The sequence below is a fragment of the Achromobacter sp. RT286_PF genome (genome assembly GCF_059760425.1).
The window spans coordinates 37,829-60,534 of record NZ_JCBAMR010000016.1 but is presented as its reverse complement, the minus strand read 5'-3'; the positions used below and the strand labels follow the sequence as shown (position 1 = coordinate 60,534).

General features: G+C 66.7%; 22 protein-coding genes. 9 read left to right on the top strand and 13 right to left on the bottom strand.

Annotated elements, in window-relative coordinates; translation table 11 throughout:
* Positions 1-33: 33 nt before the first annotated feature.
* The 6 genes from AC6LJY_RS14735 to AC6LJY_RS14710 form a co-directional block, all read right to left on the bottom strand.
* A complete protein-coding gene (locus tag AC6LJY_RS14735) occupies positions 34-930 on the bottom strand; it encodes an amidohydrolase family protein (protein WP_370512723.1) in 897 nt (298 codons plus the stop codon).
* A gap of 63 nt (positions 931-993) precedes the next feature.
* Complete coding sequence (locus AC6LJY_RS14730) at positions 994-1,446, bottom strand: hypothetical protein (RefSeq protein ID WP_046803202.1); 453 nt, start codon at positions 1,444-1,446, stop codon at positions 994-996.
* 65 nt (positions 1,447-1,511) lie between these two features.
* The gene (locus AC6LJY_RS14725; protein WP_314355358.1) at positions 1,512-2,408 is read right to left on the bottom strand and encodes a glycerophosphodiester phosphodiesterase family protein; all 897 of its coding nucleotides are present in this window, start codon (positions 2,406-2,408) and stop codon (positions 1,512-1,514) included.
* Entirely contained in the window at positions 2,398-4,002 is a 1,605-nt protein-coding gene (locus tag AC6LJY_RS14720) for a hypothetical protein (RefSeq protein WP_498136251.1), read from the bottom strand. The genes AC6LJY_RS14725 and AC6LJY_RS14720 overlap by 11 nt, the downstream gene beginning before the upstream one ends.
* A gap of 1 nt (position 4,003) precedes the next feature.
* Positions 4,004-4,909: a hypothetical protein gene (locus AC6LJY_RS14715; protein ID WP_498136250.1), complete on the bottom strand. Its 906-nt coding sequence runs from the start codon at positions 4,907-4,909 to the stop codon at positions 4,004-4,006.
* A 105-nt stretch (positions 4,910-5,014) separates the two neighbouring features.
* The gene (locus AC6LJY_RS14710) at positions 5,015-5,476 is read right to left on the bottom strand and encodes a hypothetical protein (RefSeq protein ID WP_046803199.1); all 462 of its coding nucleotides are present in this window, start codon (positions 5,474-5,476) and stop codon (positions 5,015-5,017) included.
* Positions 5,477-5,700: 224 nt separating this feature from the next.
* Between AC6LJY_RS14710 and AC6LJY_RS14705 the strand changes: the two genes are divergently transcribed.
* The 5 genes from AC6LJY_RS14705 to AC6LJY_RS14685 all read left to right on the top strand — a co-directional run bounded on the left by AC6LJY_RS14705 (position 5,701) and on the right by AC6LJY_RS14685 (position 9,643).
* Positions 5,701-6,288, top strand: a complete 588-nt coding sequence (locus AC6LJY_RS14705) for a hypothetical protein (RefSeq protein WP_046803198.1) — start codon at positions 5,701-5,703, stop codon at positions 6,286-6,288.
* A 113-nt stretch (positions 6,289-6,401) separates the two neighbouring features.
* Positions 6,402-7,067 carry an RNA polymerase sigma factor gene (locus AC6LJY_RS14700; protein WP_046803197.1) on the top strand — a complete coding sequence of 222 codons (666 nt, stop codon included), beginning with the start codon at positions 6,402-6,404 and terminating at the stop codon, positions 7,065-7,067.
* A 2-nt stretch (positions 7,068-7,069) separates the two neighbouring features.
* On the top strand, positions 7,070-7,696 hold the full coding sequence (locus AC6LJY_RS14695; RefSeq protein WP_498136249.1) for a hypothetical protein: 627 nt from the start codon (positions 7,070-7,072) through the stop codon (positions 7,694-7,696).
* Between the two features lie 17 nt (positions 7,697-7,713).
* The gene (locus tag AC6LJY_RS14690) at positions 7,714-9,192 is read left to right on the top strand and encodes a caspase family protein (RefSeq protein ID WP_498136248.1); all 1,479 of its coding nucleotides are present in this window, start codon (positions 7,714-7,716) and stop codon (positions 9,190-9,192) included.
* 61 nt (positions 9,193-9,253) lie between these two features.
* Positions 9,254-9,643: a SecDF P1 head subdomain-containing protein gene (locus tag AC6LJY_RS14685; RefSeq protein WP_046803195.1), complete on the top strand. Its 390-nt coding sequence runs from the start codon at positions 9,254-9,256 to the stop codon at positions 9,641-9,643.
* A gap of 14 nt (positions 9,644-9,657) precedes the next feature.
* Here AC6LJY_RS14685 and AC6LJY_RS14680 read toward each other — a convergent pair whose 3' ends face one another.
* The 5 genes from AC6LJY_RS14680 to AC6LJY_RS14660 form a co-directional block, all read right to left on the bottom strand.
* A complete protein-coding gene (locus tag AC6LJY_RS14680; RefSeq protein ID WP_498136247.1) occupies positions 9,658-10,863 on the bottom strand; it encodes an acetyl-CoA C-acyltransferase in 1,206 nt (401 codons plus the stop codon).
* A 97-nt stretch (positions 10,864-10,960) separates the two neighbouring features.
* Complete coding sequence (locus tag AC6LJY_RS14675; RefSeq protein WP_498136246.1) at positions 10,961-12,538, bottom strand: aldehyde dehydrogenase family protein; 1,578 nt, start codon at positions 12,536-12,538, stop codon at positions 10,961-10,963.
* A gap of 51 nt (positions 12,539-12,589) precedes the next feature.
* Positions 12,590-12,988 carry an acyl-CoA thioesterase gene (locus AC6LJY_RS14670; protein WP_120157657.1) on the bottom strand — a complete coding sequence of 133 codons (399 nt, stop codon included), beginning with the start codon at positions 12,986-12,988 and terminating at the stop codon, positions 12,590-12,592.
* 119 nt (positions 12,989-13,107) lie between these two features.
* Positions 13,108-14,058: an SDR family NAD(P)-dependent oxidoreductase gene (locus tag AC6LJY_RS14665; RefSeq protein WP_498136245.1), complete on the bottom strand. Its 951-nt coding sequence runs from the start codon at positions 14,056-14,058 to the stop codon at positions 13,108-13,110.
* Positions 14,059-14,063: 5 nt separating this feature from the next.
* Entirely contained in the window at positions 14,064-14,546 is a 483-nt protein-coding gene (locus AC6LJY_RS14660; RefSeq protein ID WP_104142712.1) for a MaoC family dehydratase, read from the bottom strand.
* 232 nt (positions 14,547-14,778) lie between these two features.
* On the opposite strand from AC6LJY_RS14660, the gene AC6LJY_RS14655 reads away from it, so the two are divergent.
* Positions 14,779-15,420, top strand: coding sequence for a TetR/AcrR family transcriptional regulator (locus AC6LJY_RS14655; protein ID WP_046803192.1), 642 nt, complete (start codon positions 14,779-14,781; stop codon positions 15,418-15,420).
* Positions 15,421-15,521: 101 nt separating this feature from the next.
* Here AC6LJY_RS14655 and AC6LJY_RS14650 read toward each other — a convergent pair whose 3' ends face one another.
* On the bottom strand, positions 15,522-17,150 hold the full coding sequence (locus AC6LJY_RS14650; RefSeq protein ID WP_498136244.1) for an AMP-binding protein: 1,629 nt from the start codon (positions 17,148-17,150) through the stop codon (positions 15,522-15,524).
* Positions 17,151-17,327: 177 nt separating this feature from the next.
* On the opposite strand from AC6LJY_RS14650, the gene AC6LJY_RS14645 reads away from it, so the two are divergent.
* From AC6LJY_RS14645 to AC6LJY_RS14635, 3 genes are all read left to right on the top strand, one after another.
* Positions 17,328-18,083 (top strand): enoyl-CoA hydratase/isomerase family protein, encoded by a 756-nt coding sequence (locus AC6LJY_RS14645; protein WP_104142709.1) that lies wholly within the window; start codon positions 17,328-17,330, stop codon positions 18,081-18,083.
* 29 nt (positions 18,084-18,112) lie between these two features.
* A complete protein-coding gene (locus AC6LJY_RS14640) occupies positions 18,113-19,336 on the top strand; it encodes an ABC transporter substrate-binding protein (RefSeq protein WP_314355346.1) in 1,224 nt (407 codons plus the stop codon).
* A 164-nt stretch (positions 19,337-19,500) separates the two neighbouring features.
* Positions 19,501-21,603 carry a PhoX family protein gene (locus tag AC6LJY_RS14635; RefSeq protein ID WP_498136243.1) on the top strand — a complete coding sequence of 701 codons (2,103 nt, stop codon included), beginning with the start codon at positions 19,501-19,503 and terminating at the stop codon, positions 21,601-21,603.
* A gap of 15 nt (positions 21,604-21,618) precedes the next feature.
* Here the strand turns inward: AC6LJY_RS14635 and AC6LJY_RS14630 are convergent, their stop codons facing one another.
* Positions 21,619-22,590: a MerR family transcriptional regulator gene (locus AC6LJY_RS14630; RefSeq protein ID WP_498136242.1), complete on the bottom strand. Its 972-nt coding sequence runs from the start codon at positions 22,588-22,590 to the stop codon at positions 21,619-21,621.
* Between the last annotated feature and the right edge of the window lie 116 nt (positions 22,591-22,706).

The following is a 22,706-nucleotide window of genomic DNA, read 5'->3' as shown; positions in this document are numbered from 1 at the left end:
TGTCTCTTGTGTTGTTGTTCTGGCGATGCGCGGCTATCGCGTCGGGGCGAACCCGTACAGGCGTTCGGGGTTGCTGACCAGGATGCGATGGCGCACGTCGGGGTCCGGCGCCCACAGCGCCAGCTGGTTGCGCAGGCGTCCCGTATTGACCATGCGGGTCTGGTGCACGTGCGGCCAGTCGCTGCCCCACAGCATGCGGTCGGGCGCGGCCTGGATCAGCGCCTGCGCCCACGGCGTCACGTCGCTGAAATCGTCAAAGCGTTCGCTGATGCGATACGCGCCCGACAGCTTCACCCACCAGCCGTGGTCCCGCACCAGGTGATCCAGCGCCTGGAAGCCGGGGCTGCCCAGGCCATCAGCCACCGGCATGTGCCCCATGTGGTCCACCACGCCGGGCACCGGCAGCTTGCGCATGCGGGGCAGCAGCTCGGGCAATTGCCGCGCGTCCATCAGGAACTGCATGTGCCAGCCCAGATCGGCAATGCGATGCGCCAGCGTTTCCATGGCGTCAAAGCCGATGCCGCCGCCAAACAGCACATTGATGCGCAGGCCGCGCACGCCGGCCGCGTGCATGGCTTCCAGTTCGTGGTCGGTGACATCGGGCGACACGACGCCAATGCCGCGCAACGTGTCGGGGTGGCGGGACAGCACCTCAAGCATGTAGCGGTTGTCGGTGCCGTAGACGCTGATCTGCACCAGCACGCCGCGCGACATGCCGGTTTTTTGCAGCATGGCCAGGTAGGCCGATTCCGGCGCGGGCGGCGGCGTGTAGGTGCGCTCGGGCACCAAGGGGTAGGCCGCGGTGTCCGGGGCGACGACGTGCGCGTGCGTGTCGCAGGCGCCGGGCGGGATATCGAAGGTGGCGGCGTCCATGTCGGGCAGCGGGGCCAGGCACAACGGCGGTTCGCCCGCGATCGGGGTGGTGTTCAAAGTTGTCTCCTCAAATGGCCTGTGGCCTGTTGAACGGACCATTCGAAGGCCCATCCTGTGGCCTTACAGCGAATACCGATATTCGCAGTTCAGCGTCGCCGTCAGTGCCGCCGGGGTCTGCGCCCCCGTGGCCGAGCGCGGCCGGGGCGCCTTCAACTTCGCCTGGAACTTGCCCGCCATGTCACCGCTGTCGCTGGTCTTTTCCACCGCCATGGTGGACGGCAGCGCGTAAAGCGTCAGCGCCGTGCCTGGCGAAGGCACCAGCAACAGGAACACGGACTGCGGAAAGTCCGACACCACATAGCTGCCCTGGGTCGTCGTGTCGTTAAGGGCGAGGGTGGCGTCGAAGTAGCTCAGCGTGATGTCCAGGTCCTCGGAGGACGGCGACGGAATCGTGCCCTTTATCGCGACCTTGCCGCTATCGGATACGCAAGACAGTTCGGCCGGCGCCGAGCCGGCGTGGGCGGCGCCGGCCAGCAGCAGGCAGGACAAGAACGAAATCGCGCGGGCGTGCATGGGGTTTCCTTGCGGACGGTGAACGGAAAAATTTGCCGTTCAGTGTATGCCCAATCCCCGGCGTTTCAACCCCCGACGGCGCGGCAGAACGCCTGCGCGTCGCCGTCGATGATCACGCCCGACGGCAGGTAGCCTTCGCGCTGCCGCGTCGCGCGCAGTTGCTGCGCCAAGGCCGCATCGCCGCCCACCGCGTAGACAAAGACGCGCACCGATTGCGCCGCCGCGTCACGCAGCAATTGCGGGTTGGCGGCCAGCGTCATCGCGTCCACATGCACACCGACAGGCGCGCCCACCGTTTTGGCAAGATTGGCCAGCCACTGGCGGTTAAGCGAGGGCGCGGTGGCGCGTTGCGATACGTACTTGCCCAGCGGGTTCGCGCTGACGGCGTCCGCGTGGCGCGGGTCGAACACGATCAGGCCCAGATAGCCATCGGGGTCCGTGCCGCGCACGCAGCGCAGTGCCTCGGGAAACGCCGACGTGATCATCCAGTTGCCGTGCGGCAGCGCGGTCTTCATGCCGGCGACCAGCTTGCCCACCGGCGCGCAATCGCGGTAGACAACCTTGAGTTCGGCGTTGAAGGTCTTGGCCGGCTGCGTGGCGGCCACTTGCAGCGCGTCGTCCAGGAACGGCGGCGGCTGCCCGCCGCCCTGCCCGGCCAGCTTGGCGCCTCGCCAATCCGCGCTGCTCAGTTGCAGCACGGCGCGGCGTCCGACGCCAGTGACCGACCTGCCGGTCAGCACATCGTGGTGCAACACCCAGCGGCCATCCTTCAGGCGCTGCATGTCGATTTCCACGCCGTCCCACTGGCCCGCATACGCCGCGCGAATGGACGCCAGCGAATTCTCCGGCAACGTCGGCGCGCCGCGATGCGCGTGCACCTGCATGCCCAGGCACGCGGCGCCGGCGCCCGACCAGGGTATGGCGGCGGCAAGCAGCGCCGCCATCCAGCGTTTAGCCTGCATCGCCGTGATATCCATACTTGATGCCGCCCAGCAAGCCGGTGCGCACCGCTTCGTTGAAGGGATAGGTATACGCCTGACCCACCACCACCACGTGCGCCACGTTGGCCAGCACGCGGCGGCGCAGCGCCTGCCCAAGCGATTCATCATCGCGGCCGACCTCGGCGCGCGACATCTGCTGGAACAGTTCGCTTTGGGTCACGCTGTTCTGCATGAACGAAAACGCCGTCCATACACACACCAGCGTCAGCACCAAGGCCAGGCCGGCGGCACGCGTCGCCGTGCGCCCGGGCTGCTGGCCGGCGGGTGTGCGCAGCCACACAACCAGCTTGGCGATCAGATAAAGCAGCTTGGCAAAGTGGCCCACCGCGCCCAGCAGCGAACACAGCAACGCGACCGGCGGCACGATCGCCGCGCGCGCGGCGTCCTCGCCCAGCTTTTGATGCTGGCCGCCGCGCTGGAAATCGGACGCGCTGGCGGAAAAGCGTGGCATCGCCTCGTCGACGGCGCGGTCCAGCATGCCGTCGTACAAGCGTTTGAAGCTGGCGGGATCGGTGTAGTTGGCGGCCACGTTCATGCTGGCCGGCACCATCAGCGTCTGGCGCAGCAACTTTTGCACGCCGGGTCGCACCACGAAATCCTCGTAGGACAGGCCGGGCGGAATGGCGTCGCCTTCCACATGCACGGTGCGGCTGCGCATGGTCTTCCAATACTGCTGGGCCACGGCCTCGTTGAACGTGGCGCGGTCGTGCGGCTGCCAATCGGCAGGCACCGGGATGCGCTTGCGCACATCTTGCGTGACGCGGCCCTGGTAGCGGGCGGGCACGCGTTCCGGCGTCCAGCCCCGCCGCGACAGGCTATTGCGGTAATCGGACCACGCGCGGTCCTGCTCGCGCGCCAGCCCGATGTCGGACGCGACCGGCACGCCGGCATATTTCTTCCAGCGGTCCGCCACCGACTGCATCACGCTGGTGTAGACCTGGTGATAGCCGCGGATGCCCGGCGCCGTCATGCGCACGTCGCGGCCGTCAAACGAAAACGTCTTCATCTGGCGTTGCAGGTCGCTGCGGATGACCTGGCGTTTCTTGGGCTCGACCTTTTCGTCCAGGTTGTCGATGTTGGACAGCAGCACCTGGAACACGGCCAGGAACGCCTTGCCCTCGGGCCGCGCATAGACGCCATCGTCCACCAGGCCATCCAGGTGCAGGTCGCCCTGCACCAACGACCGCTGGAGCAGACCGGCGTTGGTGGCGACGCGGCGAAAGTCGGCATCGCGCGTGTCCACCAGCACGTTCACCAGCATCTTGATGGCGCCGAACACCACCAGCGCGGTCACCGCGCAGGCCACGACGATCTTCAGGAACGACGGCTGGCCACCCGTTCGCAGGCGGCGCGTCCACAGCAGTTGCAGCACCACCAGCGCGGCGGCGATGCCCGACAGCGTGCGGCCGAAGAACTCCAGCTCTTCGATGTCGTGGGGCGTGGCGCGGCTGCCCACCACGTCCAGCAGGCGGGCGTTGAAACCCAGTTCAAAGCTCAGGTAGACAACGGTCAGGGCGATCAGGATAAGGATTTGGCGAATCTGGGCTTGCCGCACGTCAATCTCTCAGGTCGATTCGGGTCGAGGTGATTTCCTCGTCGGGCAGGTCCAGCTTGGCGGGCACGCGCGACGCCCCGCCACGCGGCGGTGCGCTAACGGCGGCGGGCGTGTCGCTGCCGGGCATCCGCTGCACGGGCGGCGGCACCATGCGGCCATTGCCGGGTGCGGCAACGGCCGTGGCCGGGGCCGAATCAGGCGGGGCGGCTGGCGCGGACTTGCCCGGCCTGGGCGCCTTGGGTGCCCTGCCAGGCTTGGGCTTGGCGGGCGCGGCGGGCGGCGGATAGACGCCGTACTGGCGCAGCGATTCCTGGTAGCCCGCCGGGTACAGCGATTCGTCGGCAAAGGGTTTGGCGCGCGGATTCATGCCGGCAACAGACTTCACGTCGCCACGGCGCATGCGGCCGTCCTGCGTATAAACGAAGCGTTCGATGCCGGACCCCTTCGGGAAGTCCAGCGTCAGGGCGGCGCGGTCGTCTTGCACCAGCACGGCGGGCCGGTCGCGGCAGTTGCCCAGGTCCCAGGACAGCACGTCCGATCCCTGGATGGCCAGCACGGTATAGCGGTAGTCGCAGTTGCGCCGTTGGGTCTCGATGACCACGATGGTGCGCGGGCCGACGTTCTCGGTGCGCGCGATGCGAGCCGAGTCCACGTTTTTCAGGGGCACCACGCGCTGGTTGCCGGACAGCTTGACCGAGAAGTTCTTGCCTTCGCGCCGCAGCGTGCCCTCGCCGCCGTCCTGCAATGGGAACTGGCCGATCTCGGTGCCGAACAACGCCGCCGTGTCCACACCGTAGACCAGCTTGCCGCGCGAGTTGGTCTGGACCGCGCACGCGCTCAACCCTCCCAGCAACAACAGCATGGTTATCAGGCGCAGGGGCAACGAACGGAATAAGAACGGGTGCATCGAAATCATCAAGGTGTCGGGAAACCGGCCCCGCAATGTATCTCAAAGTTACAAGGCAGGGCCAGGCTTGTTTCAATTCCGGCGGGTAGTCAGGCTCAGCGCGGCTTAGCTGGCGGCGCTTTGCTTCTGTTCCAGCGCGTCCTTGACCAGTTCGCCGGCCGCATGACGGATGACGCTGACGCAGCGCGCCACGATGCCGCGCAGCAGCGCTTCGGCCGGCAGCGAGTCCGGCCCCGCCACAAAGCCTTCCACCGAGGCAGAGATGCGCCCGGCCTTGTCGGCGCGGTCCTGCCCCAGGCTGAGCTTGACCGCCTTGCAGCGATGCGTGACCGCGTTCATGACTTCCAGCAATTGCTCGCGGGTCAGGCCCAGTTCATTGGCGTCGACAAAGCTGGGATACACCAGGCGCAGGAATTCCGGATCGGCGTCGCTCACGCTGAAGAACATAGTGCCCAGGTCGGGATAGCGGAACATCACGTCGCCGTCTTCATCGATGCGGGCGACCAGGCCCAGTTCATCTTGGACCACGGTTTGATACAGGGTGGCCAGGGCGGTGGGGTTGGACATGATGGGGGTTCTCCGTGTGGAAGGTTGGCAGCGGGAAAATCCGTGCCCTTGCCTCTTGCTACGCACGGCATCGAAAAAGGTTCGAAAAAAGATCGAAAAAAGATCGAAGAAAGATCGAAGAAAGATCGAAAAAAAATTCCATCAAAAATAAATCGAACCTTTTTGCCCCCCGCGCATAGCCATTGGTACAGGCATCCATTTGCCGCAACCGAAAAGGAATGACCATGCAAGGTAAAGAGCTGCGCGACGTATTGACCCAGGCCAAGACCCACGGCGGGCGCTGGGCCGCCACCGCCGCCGCCCGAGTCAACCGTGGCGATGCCGTGGGCGCGCTGCTGTTCCTGTTGGCCACCACCGTGTTCTCGGTGCTGACCGTGCGCATGATGGGATCGAACGCCAGCCTCAGCTTCTATGACCTGCTGCGCTTGCAGAATGGCGGCGGCATGCAAGGGTCGATGGGCGGCCAGGCACCCGGCGCGGGCATCTATGCGCTGTTGTGGCTGTTGGCCGTGGTGGGCCCCCTGCTGCCGTCGCTGATGCCGCAACGCGCGGCGCGCCTGGGGTATTTCATGCCGCTGGCGTTGTGGCTGATCGCGCTGATGGGCGTGGTGTCGCAGGTGCGTGAATTGATGGCGGCCACGCGCCAGTTCGCCGGGTTCATGGGCGGCTCGCGCGCCAGCCGCGGCATGGCGGGCGATATGGCGTCCGGCCTGTGGAACAACATGAGCTTTGGATTTGGCTTCTACCTGTCGCTGGCCATCGTGATCGGCTTCACCCTCCGTGGCGTTGCCATCCTGCGCCGCCGCGCTTGATTTTCCGCCCTTGCACGGCTAAGGTGCCGCTGCCCTCGGTTTGCAGGGCGGCGGCGTTCCCTGCCGATGGGCTGACGTTTACTGCGTCCAGTTCGACAACAAGAAACTGAACCATGAACACGCTCGACCCCAAGCGCTACGTCATCAACAACGTCGACGCGCTGCTGCGCATCATGCATGCCGACCCGCGCTACGCGCTGGATTTCCGCAACAAGGCCGAGCAGCACATCACGCTGAAGCTGCGCAAGAAATTCTTCAACGCGTCGCCGGAGGGCGTGGTCGACGCCTTCAACAACGCGCTGATGAAATTCCTGCAAACGCGCACGTTCAAGGATGAAGGCTTTCTGCATGGCCAGCCGGCCGGCGGCTGGGCGGCGCACGAGCTGGCTGTCAGCAAGCTGGGCGGCTACCTGTACCGGGGGTCCTTGCACGAGCTGATCCAGATGCATCGGCGCACGCGACATGAAGTGCCATGGACCGGGCCGGACGCCGATGCCCAGCACGAGGACAACGTGTTTGACGACGCCGAAGACGTGGGCGACCCATCGCCCTTCTCGGACCCCGCCAAAGCGTACGAGCACCTGTCCGTCGTGCAGCGCATGCGCGACTGCCTGAACCAACTGAGCGACACCTTGCGCGCCACGATGTTCCTGTATCTGGACGAAGTGCCGATGGAACAGATCGCCAAGCAGCAAGACCTGCACGTGCCCACCGTCAAGAGCCGGCTGCATGCCGCGCGCAAGCTGGTGACCGACTGCACGCGCAAAGGAATGGACTGATCATGTCTGAAGACCGCGTACTGTCCTACCTGTCCGGGGAACTGGACGCCGACGAGCGCCGCGCGTTTGAAGCCGAGCTGGCGCGCAACCCCGAATTGCAGGCCGAGGTAGACGAATGGCGCCTGCTGGCGCAAGCACGCCAGATCGCGCATAACGAAATCGGCCAGGCCGAGCGCGACACGCAATTTCTGCACGCGCTGGCCGAACACGTTCGCCCCGCGCCCGCACCGCTTTCGCCACGCACGCGCCTGTGGCAATGGCTGTGGCCCACGCCCGCCAGCCCCTTGATGCCGCTGGGCTGGGCATTGGCCATCGCCTTGTCGGTGGTCGTGCTGCTGCAAGCCCCGCGCGAGGGTTTCCAGTCCGACGGCGTGCCGGTGCAGGACGGCACACTGACGCGCGGCGGCGGCGCTTGCCCGCGCTTGGTGGTGGACCTGCCCGACGCCGTCAGCGCCAAACAGTTGCGCAACACCCTGGCGCAGTACGCGGTGTCCATCGTGGCCGGACCGGACGAGGACGGCCGCTTTGTGTTGAGCGCCGCGCGCGAATCCTCGCTGCACGATGCCGCCACGGCGCTGGGCGCGGCAGGCGTTGCGGCGGCACTGCCTGGAGCCTGCCCCACGCCATGAAGCCATGCCGATCCGCCATGTCCGCCACGTCCGCCATGCCCATCACGTCCGCCCCCAGCCTTAGCCGGGCCCGCCGCCGCCTGGTCACCGCCCTGCTAGGCGCCGGCCTGCTGGGCGCCGCCCCGCTAAGCCTGTCCGCGCCGGGCGCCGCCACCGCCGCGCCCACGCCCACGCCCGTTTTGGCCACCCGCCGCTATGCGCTGGTCATCGGCAACGCCCGCTACGCCGTGCCCACCAATGCACTGGCGAACCCGGTCAATGACGCGCGTCTGGTTGCCGACACGCTGCGCCGCCGCAACGTCGACGTCACCTTGCTGACCGACCTGACCACCGCACAGATGGAAGCGGCCGTCGACGAATTCGCCACGCGAGCAAACGGCGCCGACCTGGCGCTGGTGTACTTCGCCGGCCACGCGGTGGCGGTGGATGACGTGAACTACCTGTTCGGCGTAGAGCTGCCCGTGGCCTTGGCCGACGTGCGCATCCGCACGGCGCAGCAGGGCTCGTTAAGCCTGAAGCGCGTGTCGCAAGCGCTGCGCCGCGCGCAGGTGCGTGCGCGTCTGCTGGTGCTGGACGCCTGCCGTACCAATCTGACGCGTGGCGCACCGTCGGTGGGCCTGGTTCGCGCTGTGCCGGCGGGCGGCGAGCTGATCGCGTTTTCGACGCAGCCCGGCGCCACGGCCGAAGACGGCTTTGGCAATGATGGCCCGCGCCACAGCCCCTATGCGTTTTATTTCGCGCAAGGGTTGGCCGAGCTGCCCGCGTCCGCGCCGGTGGAAACCTTCTTCAAGCAATTGACGGGCGATGTGCAGGTGGCCACCGCTTACCGCCAGGTTCCGCACTACGCCAGCAGTCTGGTCGGCACGGTGACCTTCACCAGTCTGGCCGACGGCCAGACGCCCGCCACGCCCCCGACCCAAGCCGGCCAGCCCGGCCAGGCGGGGCGCGGCCCGTCGCCCACGCTGGGCCGCGACTTGATCAAGGCGCGCATCAGCGCGTGGGAATACGAAGTCGAACGTGGCGCGCAGTACCTGGACGAACCCCGCCTGGCCTCGCTGCAAGCGCGGGCGCAAGCGGGCGACGTGGTGGCCATGACGACCTTGGGCCTGATCCTGGAGAACGGCGAACACGTGCAGCAAGACTACAAGGCTGCCGCCCGCTGGTATCAGCGCGCCGCCGACCAGGGCTTTGCGCCCGCGCAAACCTATCTGGGCGAACTGGCCGGGATGGGGCGCGGCGTACCCAAGAACTACAACGTGGCCGAACGGCTGTTTCGCGACGCCGCCGAAGCCGGCCATCGCCGCGCCGCGCTGGATCTGCTGGACCTGCGCGTACGCATGGGCGAACCGCTGGACCCGCGCGAGTGGGCCGCCGTGCTGCAAGACGTGACGCGCAATCCCATGGGGATGGCGTTGCCCGGCATGCCGCCCATCCAGGGGCTGCCGGACACGCCCTGGATGCGCGCGCTGGGCGTGCGCCCGGCCGGCCAGCCCTGACGTTAACGGGGCGCGCGACTTCGGCTAGGATATTGGCGTTGTCCAACAGAAGGAGTCCGCGATGCCCCTAATGAGACACCTGGTCCTGGCGGTGGCCGCCGCCGTGGCGATGCCGCTGGCCGCGCACGCCGAAAGCGTCACCTTGCAAGCCCAGCGCGCCACCGCGTCATCCGACCCGCACACCGGCGCACGCGTGGTGGATATTGAACTCAAACCCGACAGCCGCAAGGCCCTGGCCGACTTCACCCGTGACCGCGTCGGCAAGCGCATCCAGATCCGGTCAAACGGCATCCTGCTGTCGTCGGCCACGCTGATGAGCCCGCTGGAAGGCGACAGCTTTCGCATCACCGCGGGCGAACATGGCTTTGGCGGCAAGTCGGCCGAGGACATCGCGCAGGGCATCATGAAAGACGGCGGCTTGTCGGTGGACGACGAGAACGTCGCCAAGTAGCCGCCGACGCGCGCTCATCCCGCGATTTCAAACAGGCCGGCCGCGCCCATGCCACCGCCCACGCACATCGTGACGACGGCATAACGCACCCCGCGCCGCCGGCCTTCAATCAACGCGTGCCCGGCCATGCGCGCCCCCGACATGCCATAGGGATGCCCGATGGCGATGGCGCCGCCGTTGACGTTCAGGCGGTCATCGGGGATGCCCAGCTGGTCGCGGCAGTACAGCACCTGACACGCGAACGCTTCGTTCAGCTCCCACAAACCGATGTCATCAACGGTCAGCCCATGCCGCGCCAGCAGGCGGGGCACGGCATGCACCGGCCCGACGCCCATTTCCTCGGGGCCACAACCGGCCACCGCCATGCCGCGATAAATGCCCAGCGGCGTCAGCCCGCGCCGTTGCGCCACGCCCGCTTCCATCATCACGCAGGCCGACGCGCCATCCGACAATTGCGATGAATTGCCCGCGGTGATGTGCAGGCCCGTATCCAGCCGCTGACCGTTTTTGAACACCGGCTGCAAGGCCGCAAGGCTTGCCAGCGTGGTGTCGGGCCGGTTGCCCTCGTCGCGCGCAAGCGTGACCGGCTGCGCGGTGGTCTGGCCCGTGGCCCGGTCGGTGACCTGCATGACGGCGGAAAGCGGCACGATCTCGTCATCGAAGCGCCCGGCCGCCTGCGCGGCGGCGGTGCGCTGTTGCGAACGCAACGCGTACGCGTCCTGCGCGGCGCGGGGGATGCCGTAGCGGCTGGCTACGATTTCAGCGGTTTCCAGCATGCTCATGAATATTTCCGGCTGCTCGCGCATCAGCGCGTCGTCCAGCCAGCGGTTGCGATTCATGCTGGCGTTCTGCACCAACGAGATCGACTCCAGCCCGCCCGCCACCACGATGTCCATGCCTTCCTGCGTGACCTGTCGCGCGGCCGTCGCAATGGCCATCAGCCCGGACGCGCACTGGCGGTCCAGCGTCATCGCGGCCACATGTACCGGCAAACCGGCGCGCAATGCCGCCTGCCGCGCCACGTTCATGTGCGTGGTGCCCTGCTGCAACGCCGCGCCCAGGATCACGTCTTCGACCTCGCCAGGCGCCACGCCCGCGCGCGCCACGGCGTGCGATATCGCATGGCCGCCCAGGGTCGGGGCGGTGGTGTCGTTGAATGCCCCGCGATACGCCCGTCCGATGGGCGTGCGGGCGGTGGAGACGATGACGGCTTCTCTCATGATGGGTTCCTGATGTGGCGTAGGCGGGTGACGGCGCGGTGTTGCGGACCGGGGGTGTTGCGGACCGGGGGTGCTGCGGACTGTGGCTACTGCGGGATCAGGCGCGCCAGACGGTGTGGCTTTGTTCTCGTGCGAACTGGGCAACGTAGTACGGACCCAGCCCGCCCTTGCCCGTCATGCCCGAGCCCTTCCAGCCGCAAAACGTCTGGATGCCCGGCCACGCGCCCGTCGTCGCGCCGCTGGCGCGGTTGACGTACAGCGCGCCGGCCTGGGCGCGGCTCAGGAACGTGTCGATCTCAGCTTGCTCGCGTGCATAGCAGCCGGCGGCCAGCCCGTAGTCCACCGCGTTGCCGTCGTCGATGGCGGCGTGCAAATCGTCGAACGGCAATACCGACACCAAGGGCAGGAATAATTCCTGGCGGTTCAAGCGGTGATCGGCCGGCAAGCCAGCGACGACGGTAGGCCGCACATAGTGCCCGTACGCCAATTCGCCTGCGTTCAGGCGGCGGCCGCCGGCCAGGACTCGACCGCAGGCGTCGGCGTCTTCGCACGCGGTGCGGTAGCGCCGCCACGCAGCTTCGTCGATCAGCGGCCCCATGAAGACGGCGCGGTCGCGGGGGTCGCCCACCACGATGTCGTCGGCCGCCGCGCACAGGCGTTCCAGGAATCGGTCGTACACGGCCGAATGCGCGTAGACCTTGGACCCGGCCGAACACTTCTGCCCTTGCAGGCCGAACGCGGATCGCAGCACGCCTTGCACCGCCACATCGATATCGGCGCTGGCGGTAACGTAGGTGGGATTCTTGCCGCCCATCTCGGCAATGACGGGCCGCGCGTAGGGCCCGGCGGCCACGGTTTGCAGCAGGTCCATGCCGACATCGAGGCTGCCGGTGAATGCGTAGCCATCGATGGCAGTGTGCTGCGCCAGCAACGCGCCCGTCTTCGCGCCGCCATGCACGCCGTTGACGCAGCCGGGCGGCAGGCCCGCGGCATCGCAGGCGCCGAGCAGCAATGCCCCGGTCAGCGCGGCGCGTGGCGACGGCTTGTAGACCACGGCGTTGCCGGCCAGCAGCGCGGCGCACACCATGTTGACCGACAGGGCCAGCGGAAAATTGAACGGCGCGATGACCGCGAACACGCCATACGGGCGCAACACGTCCTGCGTGCTTTCGTTGTCGAACGCGCGCGCCAGGGGTTGCCGGTAGCCGTCGCTGCGTTCAGCCTGATCGCAGTAGTAGCGGATCAGGTCCACCGCTTCCTCGGCTTCGCCCAACGCTTCCAGGCGCGACTTGCCGATTTCAATCATCGTGGCCATGGCGAAGTCGAGCTTGCGCTCGGACAGCACCATTGCCAGCCGCCGCAACACCGCGATGCGGGCAGTCCAACCTTGCGCTTCCCAGGCCGGCTGCGCGCGCTTGGCGCACGCGATGGCGCGGTCAACCGTGTCGGCATCGGCGCACGGAAAGCGGCCGACCATCAACCAATGATCGATCGGCGAATACGCCTCCTGCAACGCCTCGCCCGCCACGAATTCGCCGTTCAGACGGTGACGATGGTCGCGGCCCAGCATGCGCGTTTCAAAGTCAGGAAGGCGCTGGTCCAGCAGGTCGTGTACCGAAGAAAAATCCGCGTGGATATTCGAGTACGTGACGCGAGGCAGGGTGTGGGCGTTCACAGAGGCTCCCGGGGCGGCGTTCTGGTCAGCGTGGCCACGCAAGGCAGCGCATCACGCAGACTTGAGAAGCAAGGGCTCCAGCGCGCGGCGCAACGCCGATGGCAACGGAACCGGTTGGCTGGTGGCGCGGTCGACATAGGCGTGGGTGTAGCTGCCCTGCGCGGCGGCGGTCTCGTCGTCGCCACGGAACAGCGCGAATTCATAGGTGACGCTGCTGCGGCCCAGGCGGCCCACGCGCAGACCCAGCACGACGGAATCCGGAAACGACACCGGGCGAAAATAGGACGTCTGGCTATGCACCACCAACCCGATCACAGCGCTCTGGCGCAGGTCCAGCACGCCAAGTTCGATCAACGTCTGGTTGACGGCGGTGTCGAAATATTCGTTGTAGACCACGTTATTCATGTGGCCGTAGACATCGGTGTCGCGCAGCCGTGTAGTCATCGGCATCAAGCGCGGGTAGTCGCCGCGCGCGTGGGGCGTGGCGCGTTGCGGGGCGGGGCCGGAGGCACCGTCGGACGCGGCGGCGGTGGGGGCAGTCGCGTTACCCCGGCCGTTCGCGTCCGCGCTCATGCCGCCTCCTGCGCACGCTTCAGGATGCGGGCAACGTGCGCCAGGCCTTCGGGCGGTTCGATCAGCGTGTCCAGGCTGGCGATTTCGTCAAAGTGCGCGGCGATGCTTTCCGGCGTGCGTTCGTTTTCGGGAAAATACATGCCCGCGCTTTCCACAATGGCCAGACGCGCGTAGGTGCCGGCGCCCGCCAGCAATGCCGTGCGGCTGGGCGCCGCCTGCGCCACCAGGAACAGCGCCGCCGGGGTGACGAACGCGGGGTCCAGCGCGCGCAGCGTGTCGGCATCGAACATCTCGGCCGTCATGCGGGTGGCGGCGGTGGGCACCAGCGCATTCACATGGATACCGTGCTTCTGACCTTCCAGGTGCAGCACGTTCATCAGACCCACCACACCCGCCTTCGCCGCGCCGTAGTTGGATTGGCCGAAATTTCCGTACATCCCCGACGTGGACGTCGTCATCAGGATGCGGCCATAGCGCTGTTCGCGCATGATTGGCCAGACGGCGCGCGCGCAGTTGGCCGAGCCCAGCAAGTGCACGTCGATAACGGCGTTGAAATCGTCGGCGCTCATCTTGGAGAAGGTCTTGTCGCGCAAGATGCCGGCGTTGTTGATCAGGATGTCCACGCGACCCCACGCCTGCATGGCGCGCGCCACCATGGCGTCGACGGCGGCGCTGTCGCACACGTTGCCGCCGTCGGCAATCGCCTGGCCGCCGGCGCCGATGATCTCGTCGACAACGGCTTGCGCGGCGCTGGTTGGCGCCGCGCCGGTCTGCACCGCGCTGGTTTGCACCACGCCGGCCTGCACCGCGCTGGTTTGCACCACGCCACCATAGTCGTTGACCACTACTCGGCAGCCGCGTGCGGCCAGTTGCAGCGCGTGGCTGCGGCCCAGCCCCTGGCCGGCGCCCGTCACGATGGCAACGCGATCATCAAAGCGTATGGTCATGGCATTCATCCTTCAAGCACGGTCATGGTGATCCAGTCCGCCACCAGCGCGGGCCGCGCGGCGCCCTCGATCTCCACGGTGACGGCATAGCGGGTGGTGAATTCACGGTCGTTACGCGGCGTGAATTCGCTGAGTACGAAGCGGCCGCGTACCCGCGCGCCGACGCGCACGGGGGTCAGAAAGCGGACTTTGTCGAAGCCGTAGTTGATGCCGACGGCGCCTTCGAATACCGGCAGTACCTGCAAGCTGAATGCGGTCAGCATGGACAAGGACAGGAAGCCATGCGCGATAGGCCCGCCAAACGGGCCTTCGCGCGCGGCGCGTTCCGGGTCTACGTGGATGAACTGGTGGTCGCCGGTGGCATCGGCAAACAGATCGACGCGTTCTTGCGTGACGGTCAACCAGTCCGACACCCCGATTTCCTGCGACACCCGCGCCGCCAGGGCCTGCGGGTCGATAAGGGATTCTTGAACAAGGTCTTGGGTCATGGACGGCCGTTGGTGAAAGGGGAAGACGATGACGGGGGCAAACCAGAGCGGGGCAAAACCACATTACCCGGGCCTAAAACATACCGAGTAGTATAAACTTCGGTTTTTGGATTTGTATAGACCGTGCGAACGAGGCGGCGCCCCTGCACCCAGCGCTGCGGCACCCCGCCCCGGCCCCGGGCGATTGGCTAAACTGGGCGCTTTGCCGCGACGCATGGATGGAGAAACGCGCATGAATGGGGAACCTACGGTGACGGCTGCACGCGATGACGGCATGGGCAACATTGAACTGCTGACCGCGGCGGCCGAGTGCTTCATGGAGCAAGGGTTCCACGCGTCCAGCATTGACGATGTTGCGCGCCGGCTGGGCGCCACCAAGGGCCGCGTCTACCACTACTACCGCTCCAAGACGGACCTGTTCTTTGACGTGCACCGCGAAGGCATGCGGCGTAATTTCGAGGCGGTGCGCCCGGTCATGAAAGAACCCGGCACGGCGGCCCACCGGCTGGCGCTGATGCTCAAGCATCACGCGCTGTCGATGATGGAGAACCTGGCGTTCGAGACCGTTGTGGTGCAGGGCGTGCACATGCACCGGCTGGGCGCGACCACACCCGCGCAGCGGCAGACGCTGGCCGAGCTGATGACCATCCGCGACGATTTCGAGGCCTTGTTCAAGCGCGTAGCCTACGAGGGCGTGGAGGATGGATCACTGGCCATCGACGACGTATCGGTGGCCATCAAGGCGGCGCTGGGCGCCATCAACTGGCTGGCCGTCTGGTATCGCCCACGCCTGGGCGAAACGCGCGACGACCGCGAGATCCTGGCCAACAAAGTCGTGCACACCATCATCGCGGGCCTGGGCACGCGCGCCTGAGCGCAGGGCGGCACGGGATGGCGTGCGGGGTATCGCGCGCCATGTATCGCGCGCCACGCGTCGCGCCATTCATGCCGCCCCGCCTAGCCCGGGTGGCCCAATCAAGCCAGCCGTTCGCGGCGCAGCTTGATGCCCGCCGCTTCCCGGTCCCACGTGCCGTCGGCCAGGCCTTCGCTGCGCAGCACATGCTTTTGCAGCTTGCCGCTGGCGGTCTTGGGCAGGTCGTCCACCACGCGCACATAGCGCGGCACCATGTAGTGCGGCACGCGTTCGGCCAGCCATGCGATCAGCGCCGCCTCGTCCACCCTCGCCCCGTCCACGGCGGTGACCACCGCCAGCACCTCGTCTTCGCTGTGTACGCTGGGCACGGCCACGGCCACCGCTTCGCGCACATCCGGGTGGGCGCAGATTTCCCCTTCCAGTTCGAACGACGAGATGTTTTCCCCGCGCCGACGAATCACGTCCTTCAAGCGGTCGACAAAGAAAAACGTGCCGTCGGCGTCGCGGCGGAACGCGTCGCCCGTGTGGAACCAGCCGTTGCGCATGGACGCGGCGGTGGCCTCGGGGTTGCGGTAATAGCCCGAGAACAATGCCCAGGGCCGATGCGAACGAATCAGCAGTTCGCCCACCGTGCCGTCCGGCACCGCGCGGTCTTGCGCATCGCCCACGCGTAGTTCGAACCAGGGCCGGGGCTTGCCGCAGCGCCCGGCCTCGGTCAACCCCGGACCGGCGCTCAAGGGGCTGGCGATTTCGGTCATGTTGTACACGGTGTAAAGGTCCACCCCGAAACGCGCCTGAAACGCGGGCGCGTCCTCGCCGAATGGCACGATGAAGACGCCGCGCAGGCGGTGTTCGCGGTCACGCGGAGACGGCGCCTGCTTGAGCAGGAAGTTCGCCATGACGCCCAGCAGTAGCACCACGGTGCTTTCGGTGTCGCGGACGGCGTCCCAGAGTTGGTCGGTACGAAATTCCGGCACCATCGCAATCGACCCGCCGTAGGCGAGCATGGCGTACACGTACAGCGTGCTGCCGCAGTGAAAGATCGGGCCGGCGATCATGCAGCGGTCGTCCGGCGTGATCCAGTCGAATGCGTCCGGCCCCATGGTGTAGATCTGCACGTAGGACGTGACCACGCCCTTGGACAAGCCGGTGGTGCCGGACGTGTACATGATGGACTGCATATCCCAGGGTTCGATTGGCGCGTCCAGCGCCAGCAGCGCCGGCGGGGGTGCGTCGGCCGCGTCCGACAAGGGCGCAAAGGACACCCCGGCGGGAGGCTGCAACGGGGCGTCGCGCGGGTCTTCTCCGGTCAGCAGCACACGCGTCAGCGCCCCCGGCGCCACCTCATGCAAGCGGCCCGCCAACGCGCGATGCGCCACCATCAACGACGCCTGCGCGTTGTCCAACACGTGCGCCAGCGGCCGCCCCCGCAAGCCCGTGTTCAGCGGCACATACACCGCACCCAGGTAATTGATGGCGAACCAGCTGGTCAACAGTTCAGGCCCATTGCCCATCCAGCACAGCACGCGGTCGCCCTGCTTGACGCCTTCCCGACGCAAGGTGGCCGCCCGTTGCTGAACCCGCGCCAGCGTCTGGGCGTACGTCCATGTGGGGCCGCCGTGGAACCGGACGAAGATTCTGTCCGGTATCTTTTCCGCTTGCGCCTCTAGCAAATAGCGCAGCACGCAAGCCTGGCGGTCAGGAATCGCCGCCCGAACGTCGTCGTTCATCAATGTCTCCTTCCTTGTTATTTGCCTTATTTTTCATGACTTTCTTCTGGCCATCCAGCACCGCCGGATACGGACTTACCCGCAGGTGGCCCCCGAGGCGTTCCCGAAGCCTTGCGGGTTTCAACATACTTGGTAGTATATCGAGCAGATTTTCCCAAACAAGCGCGGAAGAACCCCATGAGCATGGTTTCAATCGAGCGGGATGGCGGCGTGGCGATCGTGCGCTATGACCGAGGCGGCAAGGCCAATGCCCTGAACCTGGCCGCCATGGACGCGCTGATCGAGGCGGCGACCGAGTTGGCCCGCGACGACCACATCCGCGCCGTGGTGCTGACGGGCACATCGGCCCTCTTTAGCGCCGGCATTGATTTGAAAGACCCCGCGCTATGGGGCCATGACGACCCGCTGATCACACAACGCGCCCTGGCGCGTGGCGAAATGCTGTGCCGCGCCTGGACCGAACTGCCGCAAGTTACCGTCGCCGCGATCGAAGGCGCGGCGGTGGGCGGCGGCGCCGTGCTGGCGCTGGCCTGCGATTGGCGCGTGCTGGCGGACAACGCGTTGCTGCGCTTTCCCGAAGTGCGATTGGGCCTGCCGCTAGCCTGGGGCGGCCTGCCCCGCCTGGCCGCGCTGGTCGGGCCCGCACGCGCCAAGCGGGCGCTGTTTACCGACCTGACCTTGCACGCCGACACCGCGCAAGCCTGGGGTTTGGCGGACGCCCTGGCCCCGCAGGGCGATGCACTGGCCGCCGCACTGAGCTTGGCGCGCGAGGCCGCCGCCTGCCCGCCCCTGGCGCTGCGCCTGTCCAAGCGCGCCATCGACGCGCAGTTCGACGCCAGCCACCTGGCGCATGCGCAAACCGATCAATTCCTGTTGTGCCATCTGCTGTCCCCCGCCACCGCCGTATCGACCCCGCCGCAAAGATCCGCCTGAAAGAGCGGACGCCCACCTGGAGGAAAGACATGAACCCATTACTTGGCGCCTTGCTTGTTGCCGGCGCATTCGCCTTGCCCAGCGCGCACGCGCAGTCCGACAAGCCCATCCGCATCGGCGTCCTGACCGATCTATCCGGCATGAACGCCGACCTGTCCGGGCAAGGCTCGGTCGAGGCGGCGCGCATGGCGGTGGAAGACTTCGGGCCGACCGTGCTGGGTCGCAAGATCGAAGTCATTGCCGGAGACCATCAGAACAAGGCGGACATCGGGTCCGCCACCGCGCGCCGCTGGATCGATCAGGAAAACGTGAAAGCCATTGTCGATGTGCCGACGTCGTCCGTAGCGCTGGCGGTGCAGGAAATCACGCGCACCGCCAACATCGCCTTCCTGGCATCCACCGCCGGCACGTCGGACTTGACCGGCAAGGCGTGCTCGGCCTCCACCGCGCAATGGACCTACGACACCTATGCGCTGGCCAACGGCACCGGCCGCGCGCTGACCGAATCCGGCATGAAGAAGTGGTATTTCCTGACGGCGGACTACGCGTTTGGCCATGCCTTGCAGGCGGATACCGAGAACGCCGTCAAGCAGGCCGGCGGCCAGACGCTGGGCTCGGTCAAGCACCCGCGCGCTTCCAACGACTTCTCTTCATTCCTGTTGCAGGCGCAGGCCTCGAAAGCCGAGATCGTGGCGTTGGCGAATTCATCCGGCGACACCACCATGGCGATCAAGCAGGCCAACGAATTCGGCCTGATCAAGGGCGGCCAAAAGTTGGCCGGCCTGCTGATGTTCATTACGGATGTGGACGGCGTGGGCCTGGAACAGGCGCAGGGCCTGGTGTTGACCAGCGGCTTTTACTGGGACATGGATGATCGGACGCGCGCCTGGTCCAAACGCTACGCCGAGCGCACGAAAGGCCGCGTCCCGACCATGGCGCAAGCCGGCGTCTATTCCGCCGTGCTGACGTTCTTGAAAGGCGTGAAGGAAAGCGGCAAGCTCGAAGGCGATGCGGTGATGACGCAGATTCGCGGCATGAAGATCGACGACATGTTCGCCCGCAACGCGTATTTGCGTGAAGATGGCCGGCTGGTGCACGACATGTACCTGGTGGAAGTGAAGAAACCGTCGGAGTCCAAGGCGCGTTGGGACTACTTCAAGATCCTGCGCACGATTCCGGGTGACAACGCCTTCCGCCCGCTGGACCAGGGCGGCTGCCCCCTGGTCAAGTCCAAGGCGGTCGCCACCAAATAAGCGTGTCGGTGCCCATCCGGCCGGCCCCGTGCAAACGGGGCCGGCCTTTTCGTTTGCGCGCCGTATGCCCGATATCGCATTCAGCCATCTGTCATTAACCTTTCATTTGCGACTTCTAGTATTGCTCGTCCCATTCAGGCACAGCCCCCAAGCCAGGAATCCACATGAGCAAATCCATCTCCGACAAAATCGTCCGCAACCCCAGCCAGAGCAGCCCTTTCAGCGAAATTCTGGAAAAGAACCTGTCGCGCCGCATGGTGATGCGCGGCGGTCTGGCCGCTGCCTTCGCCACGATGACCAGCCTTGGGCTGGCCGGCTGTAACAGCAGCGATGACGATGACGAACCCGTCGGCGGCGGTGACCCCAACCCCACGCCCGAAGTGCCCGGCGGCGGCACCGAGACCCCCGCCCCGACCCCGCTGAAACTGGGCTTTGACTCGCTGCCCACGTCCATGACGGACGCTTGCGTCGTGCCGCAAGGCTACGTGGCCCACGTGTTTGCGCCGTGGGGCACGCCGTTGAACGACAACGCGCAGCCCTGGGACCAGAACGGCAACAACACGTCCAACGACCTGCTCAACTCCACCGGCATGCATCACGACGGCATGCATTTCTTCCCCATCGAAGGCAGCTCTACGGAAGGCCTGCTAGCCGTTAACCACGAGTACATCGACCAGGCCGCGCTGCACCCGAACGGCCCGACGCTGGTGGCGGGCAAGCGCCCGGCCGAGGAAGTGCGCAAGGAAATCAACGCGCATGGCGTGGCGATCCTGCACGTGCGCCGCGAAAACGGCCGCTGGAACATCGTCAACAACTCGCGCTACAACCGCCGCTTCACGTCGGCCACCGCCATGAAGCTGGCCGGCCCGGTGGGCGGCACGGACTGGGTCAAGACGCCCTTCTCGCCCAACGGCACGCAAGTGCGCGGCACCAACAACAACTGCGGCAACGGCTACACGCCGTGGGGCACGTACATCACCGCCGAAGAAAACTGGGCGGCCTGCTTTGTGAACACCGGCACCCGCCCCGCGCACCAGCTGCGCGTTGGCGTGTCGGGCGGCCCGGCCGGCCGTTACCAGTGGGAGACCGCTGCGGGCGACGCCTCGGAAGTGCTGGGCGAATTCGCGCGCTTCAACGTCACGCAAACCGGCATCGACGCCACGCAAGACTGGCGCAACGAAGTGAACGGCTTCGGCTACCTGGTGGAGATCGACCCGTACGACCCGTCCAGCATCGCCACCAAGCGCACGGCGCTGGGCCGTTTCGCCCACGAAGGCTGCGCCTACAGCAAGCCCGAAGCCGGCAAGCCCCTGGCGTTCTACAGCGGCGACGACTCGCGCTTTGAGTACATCTACCGCTTCGTGTCCGAGGCCGTGTGGGACCCGAAGGACGCCGAGCGCAGCGACCGCCTGGCCGTGGGCGCCAAGTACCTGGACAAGGGCACGCTGTACGTAGCGCGCTTCAACGCGGACGGCACGGGCGAATGGCTGCCCCTGATCGGCACCACGCCGGGCGTGGGCGGCCGCACGCTGGCCGACGAGTTCGGCAGCCTGGACGCCATCCTCATCAACACGCGCGGCGCGGCCGACTTCGTGGGCGCCACCCCGATGGACCGCCCGGAGTGGACCGCCACCCACCCGACCAACGGCGACATCTACCTGACGCTGACCAACAACAGCAGCCGCAACGCCGGCACCGGCACCAACCCGCCCAACCCGCGTCTGAACAACGTCAACGGCCACATCATCCGCTGGCACGACGAAGCGGGTTCGACCAAGTTCGAGTGGGATATCTTTGTGTTCGGTTCCGACGCAGGCGCCGACGCCGACACCAACCGTTCGGGCCTGACCGCGCTGAACCAGCTGGCCAGCCCCGACGGCATCGGCTTCGACACGCGCGGCATCCTGTGGATTCAAACGGACAACGGCATCGACGGCGGCCGCAACAACAACGTGGCCCGCGCCACCAACGACCAGATGCTGGCCGTGATCCCGGGCGCGCTGGCCGACAGCAACGGCACGGGTCCCGCCATCAACCCGTCCAACCAGGCTGACCTGCGCCGCTTCTTCGTTGGCCCGAACGAAGCCGAAGTAACCGGCTTTGCGTTCACGCCCGACTACACCAGCATCTTCCTGAACATCCAGCACCCTGCAAACTGGCCGGCGTATGGGACGGATGATGCAACGGTCGCGACCACGGGCACGGTGCGCCCGCGCTCATCGACGGTGGTGATCCAGCGCGCCGACGGCGGCCCGATCGGGGTGTGATGAGCTGGCCGGCGCCTAGCCGGCCAGCGGCCACATGCCTTCCGTGTGCAGCAGGCGGGCCATGGCGTTTTCCAGGATGCCGCGGGCTTGGCCCGCGGCCTGCTGCAACGCCAGGTGCAATTGCGCGTCGGCTTCGTCACGCGATGCGCATTGCGAGCTGAAACGTTCGAAGCTGCCCACCATCATCAGCAATTCGGCAAGATGTCTGGGGCATTCGCATGTGATCGGGTTGCGCATCGCCATGATCTTGGCCAGGGCTTCTTCATCGAACTCAATGGCCGACGCCGGAGCCAGCGCGCCAAGGTTCGAACCGACGACCGCCGATCGGCACAACGGCGCCAGCTCGTTCAACTGCGCCGGAATGCGGGCAACCAGGCACCCCTGCGCACGCAGGGTCCGAATGGTGGTGCTCGCACAAAAGCGGTAGAGCACCACCACGGCGCCCGTCTCGGTCGCATCGCGCGCGCGCTGGATAGGCGCCAGCGCGTCCACGTCCAGCTCTGAAATTTCAACAATCAGCACGTCGGCATGGCGCGGCAGCGAGCCTGCGTCTTCCAGGCGCGCGCAGGCGCCAACCACGTGAACGTCCGGCCCGGCCATGAAGCCCGTCGAGCCATCTTGGGCGACCCCGCCGGCCAAGAGGCGCGGGGCCAGCGTGGCGCCAACCGCCACGGCGCGCAGCGGCGGGCCGGCCCGGCTGGGCTGCGCGCCCAGCATTGCTTGCAACTGCTCCAGCGGTAGCGACGCAAGCGTGCCAATGGCGTGACCCTGATCCGCCAGCTGCTTCAAGAGGCTTAGCCGGTGCACTTGCTCGGCCGAGTACAGCCGCTGGCCGCGTGCCGAGCGCGCGGGGGAAGACAGCTGATAGCGCCGTTCCCAGACCCGCAGGGTTTCGACGGGCAGGCCGGCCAACTTGGCGGCGACTCCCGTGCGGTAAGCGGCCGTTGAACCGGCCTCGTCTAGGTCAGTGCTGGAGGTGTTTGGCATTTTTGACCCGCCTTTGAACCGTTAAATACCCGCATTTATAGGTTCAAAATATGGACGAAGTGAAAGATGCCGCCTACTCTACCCTCACGCATCGCGTTTTCCAAGTTGCGACGCGC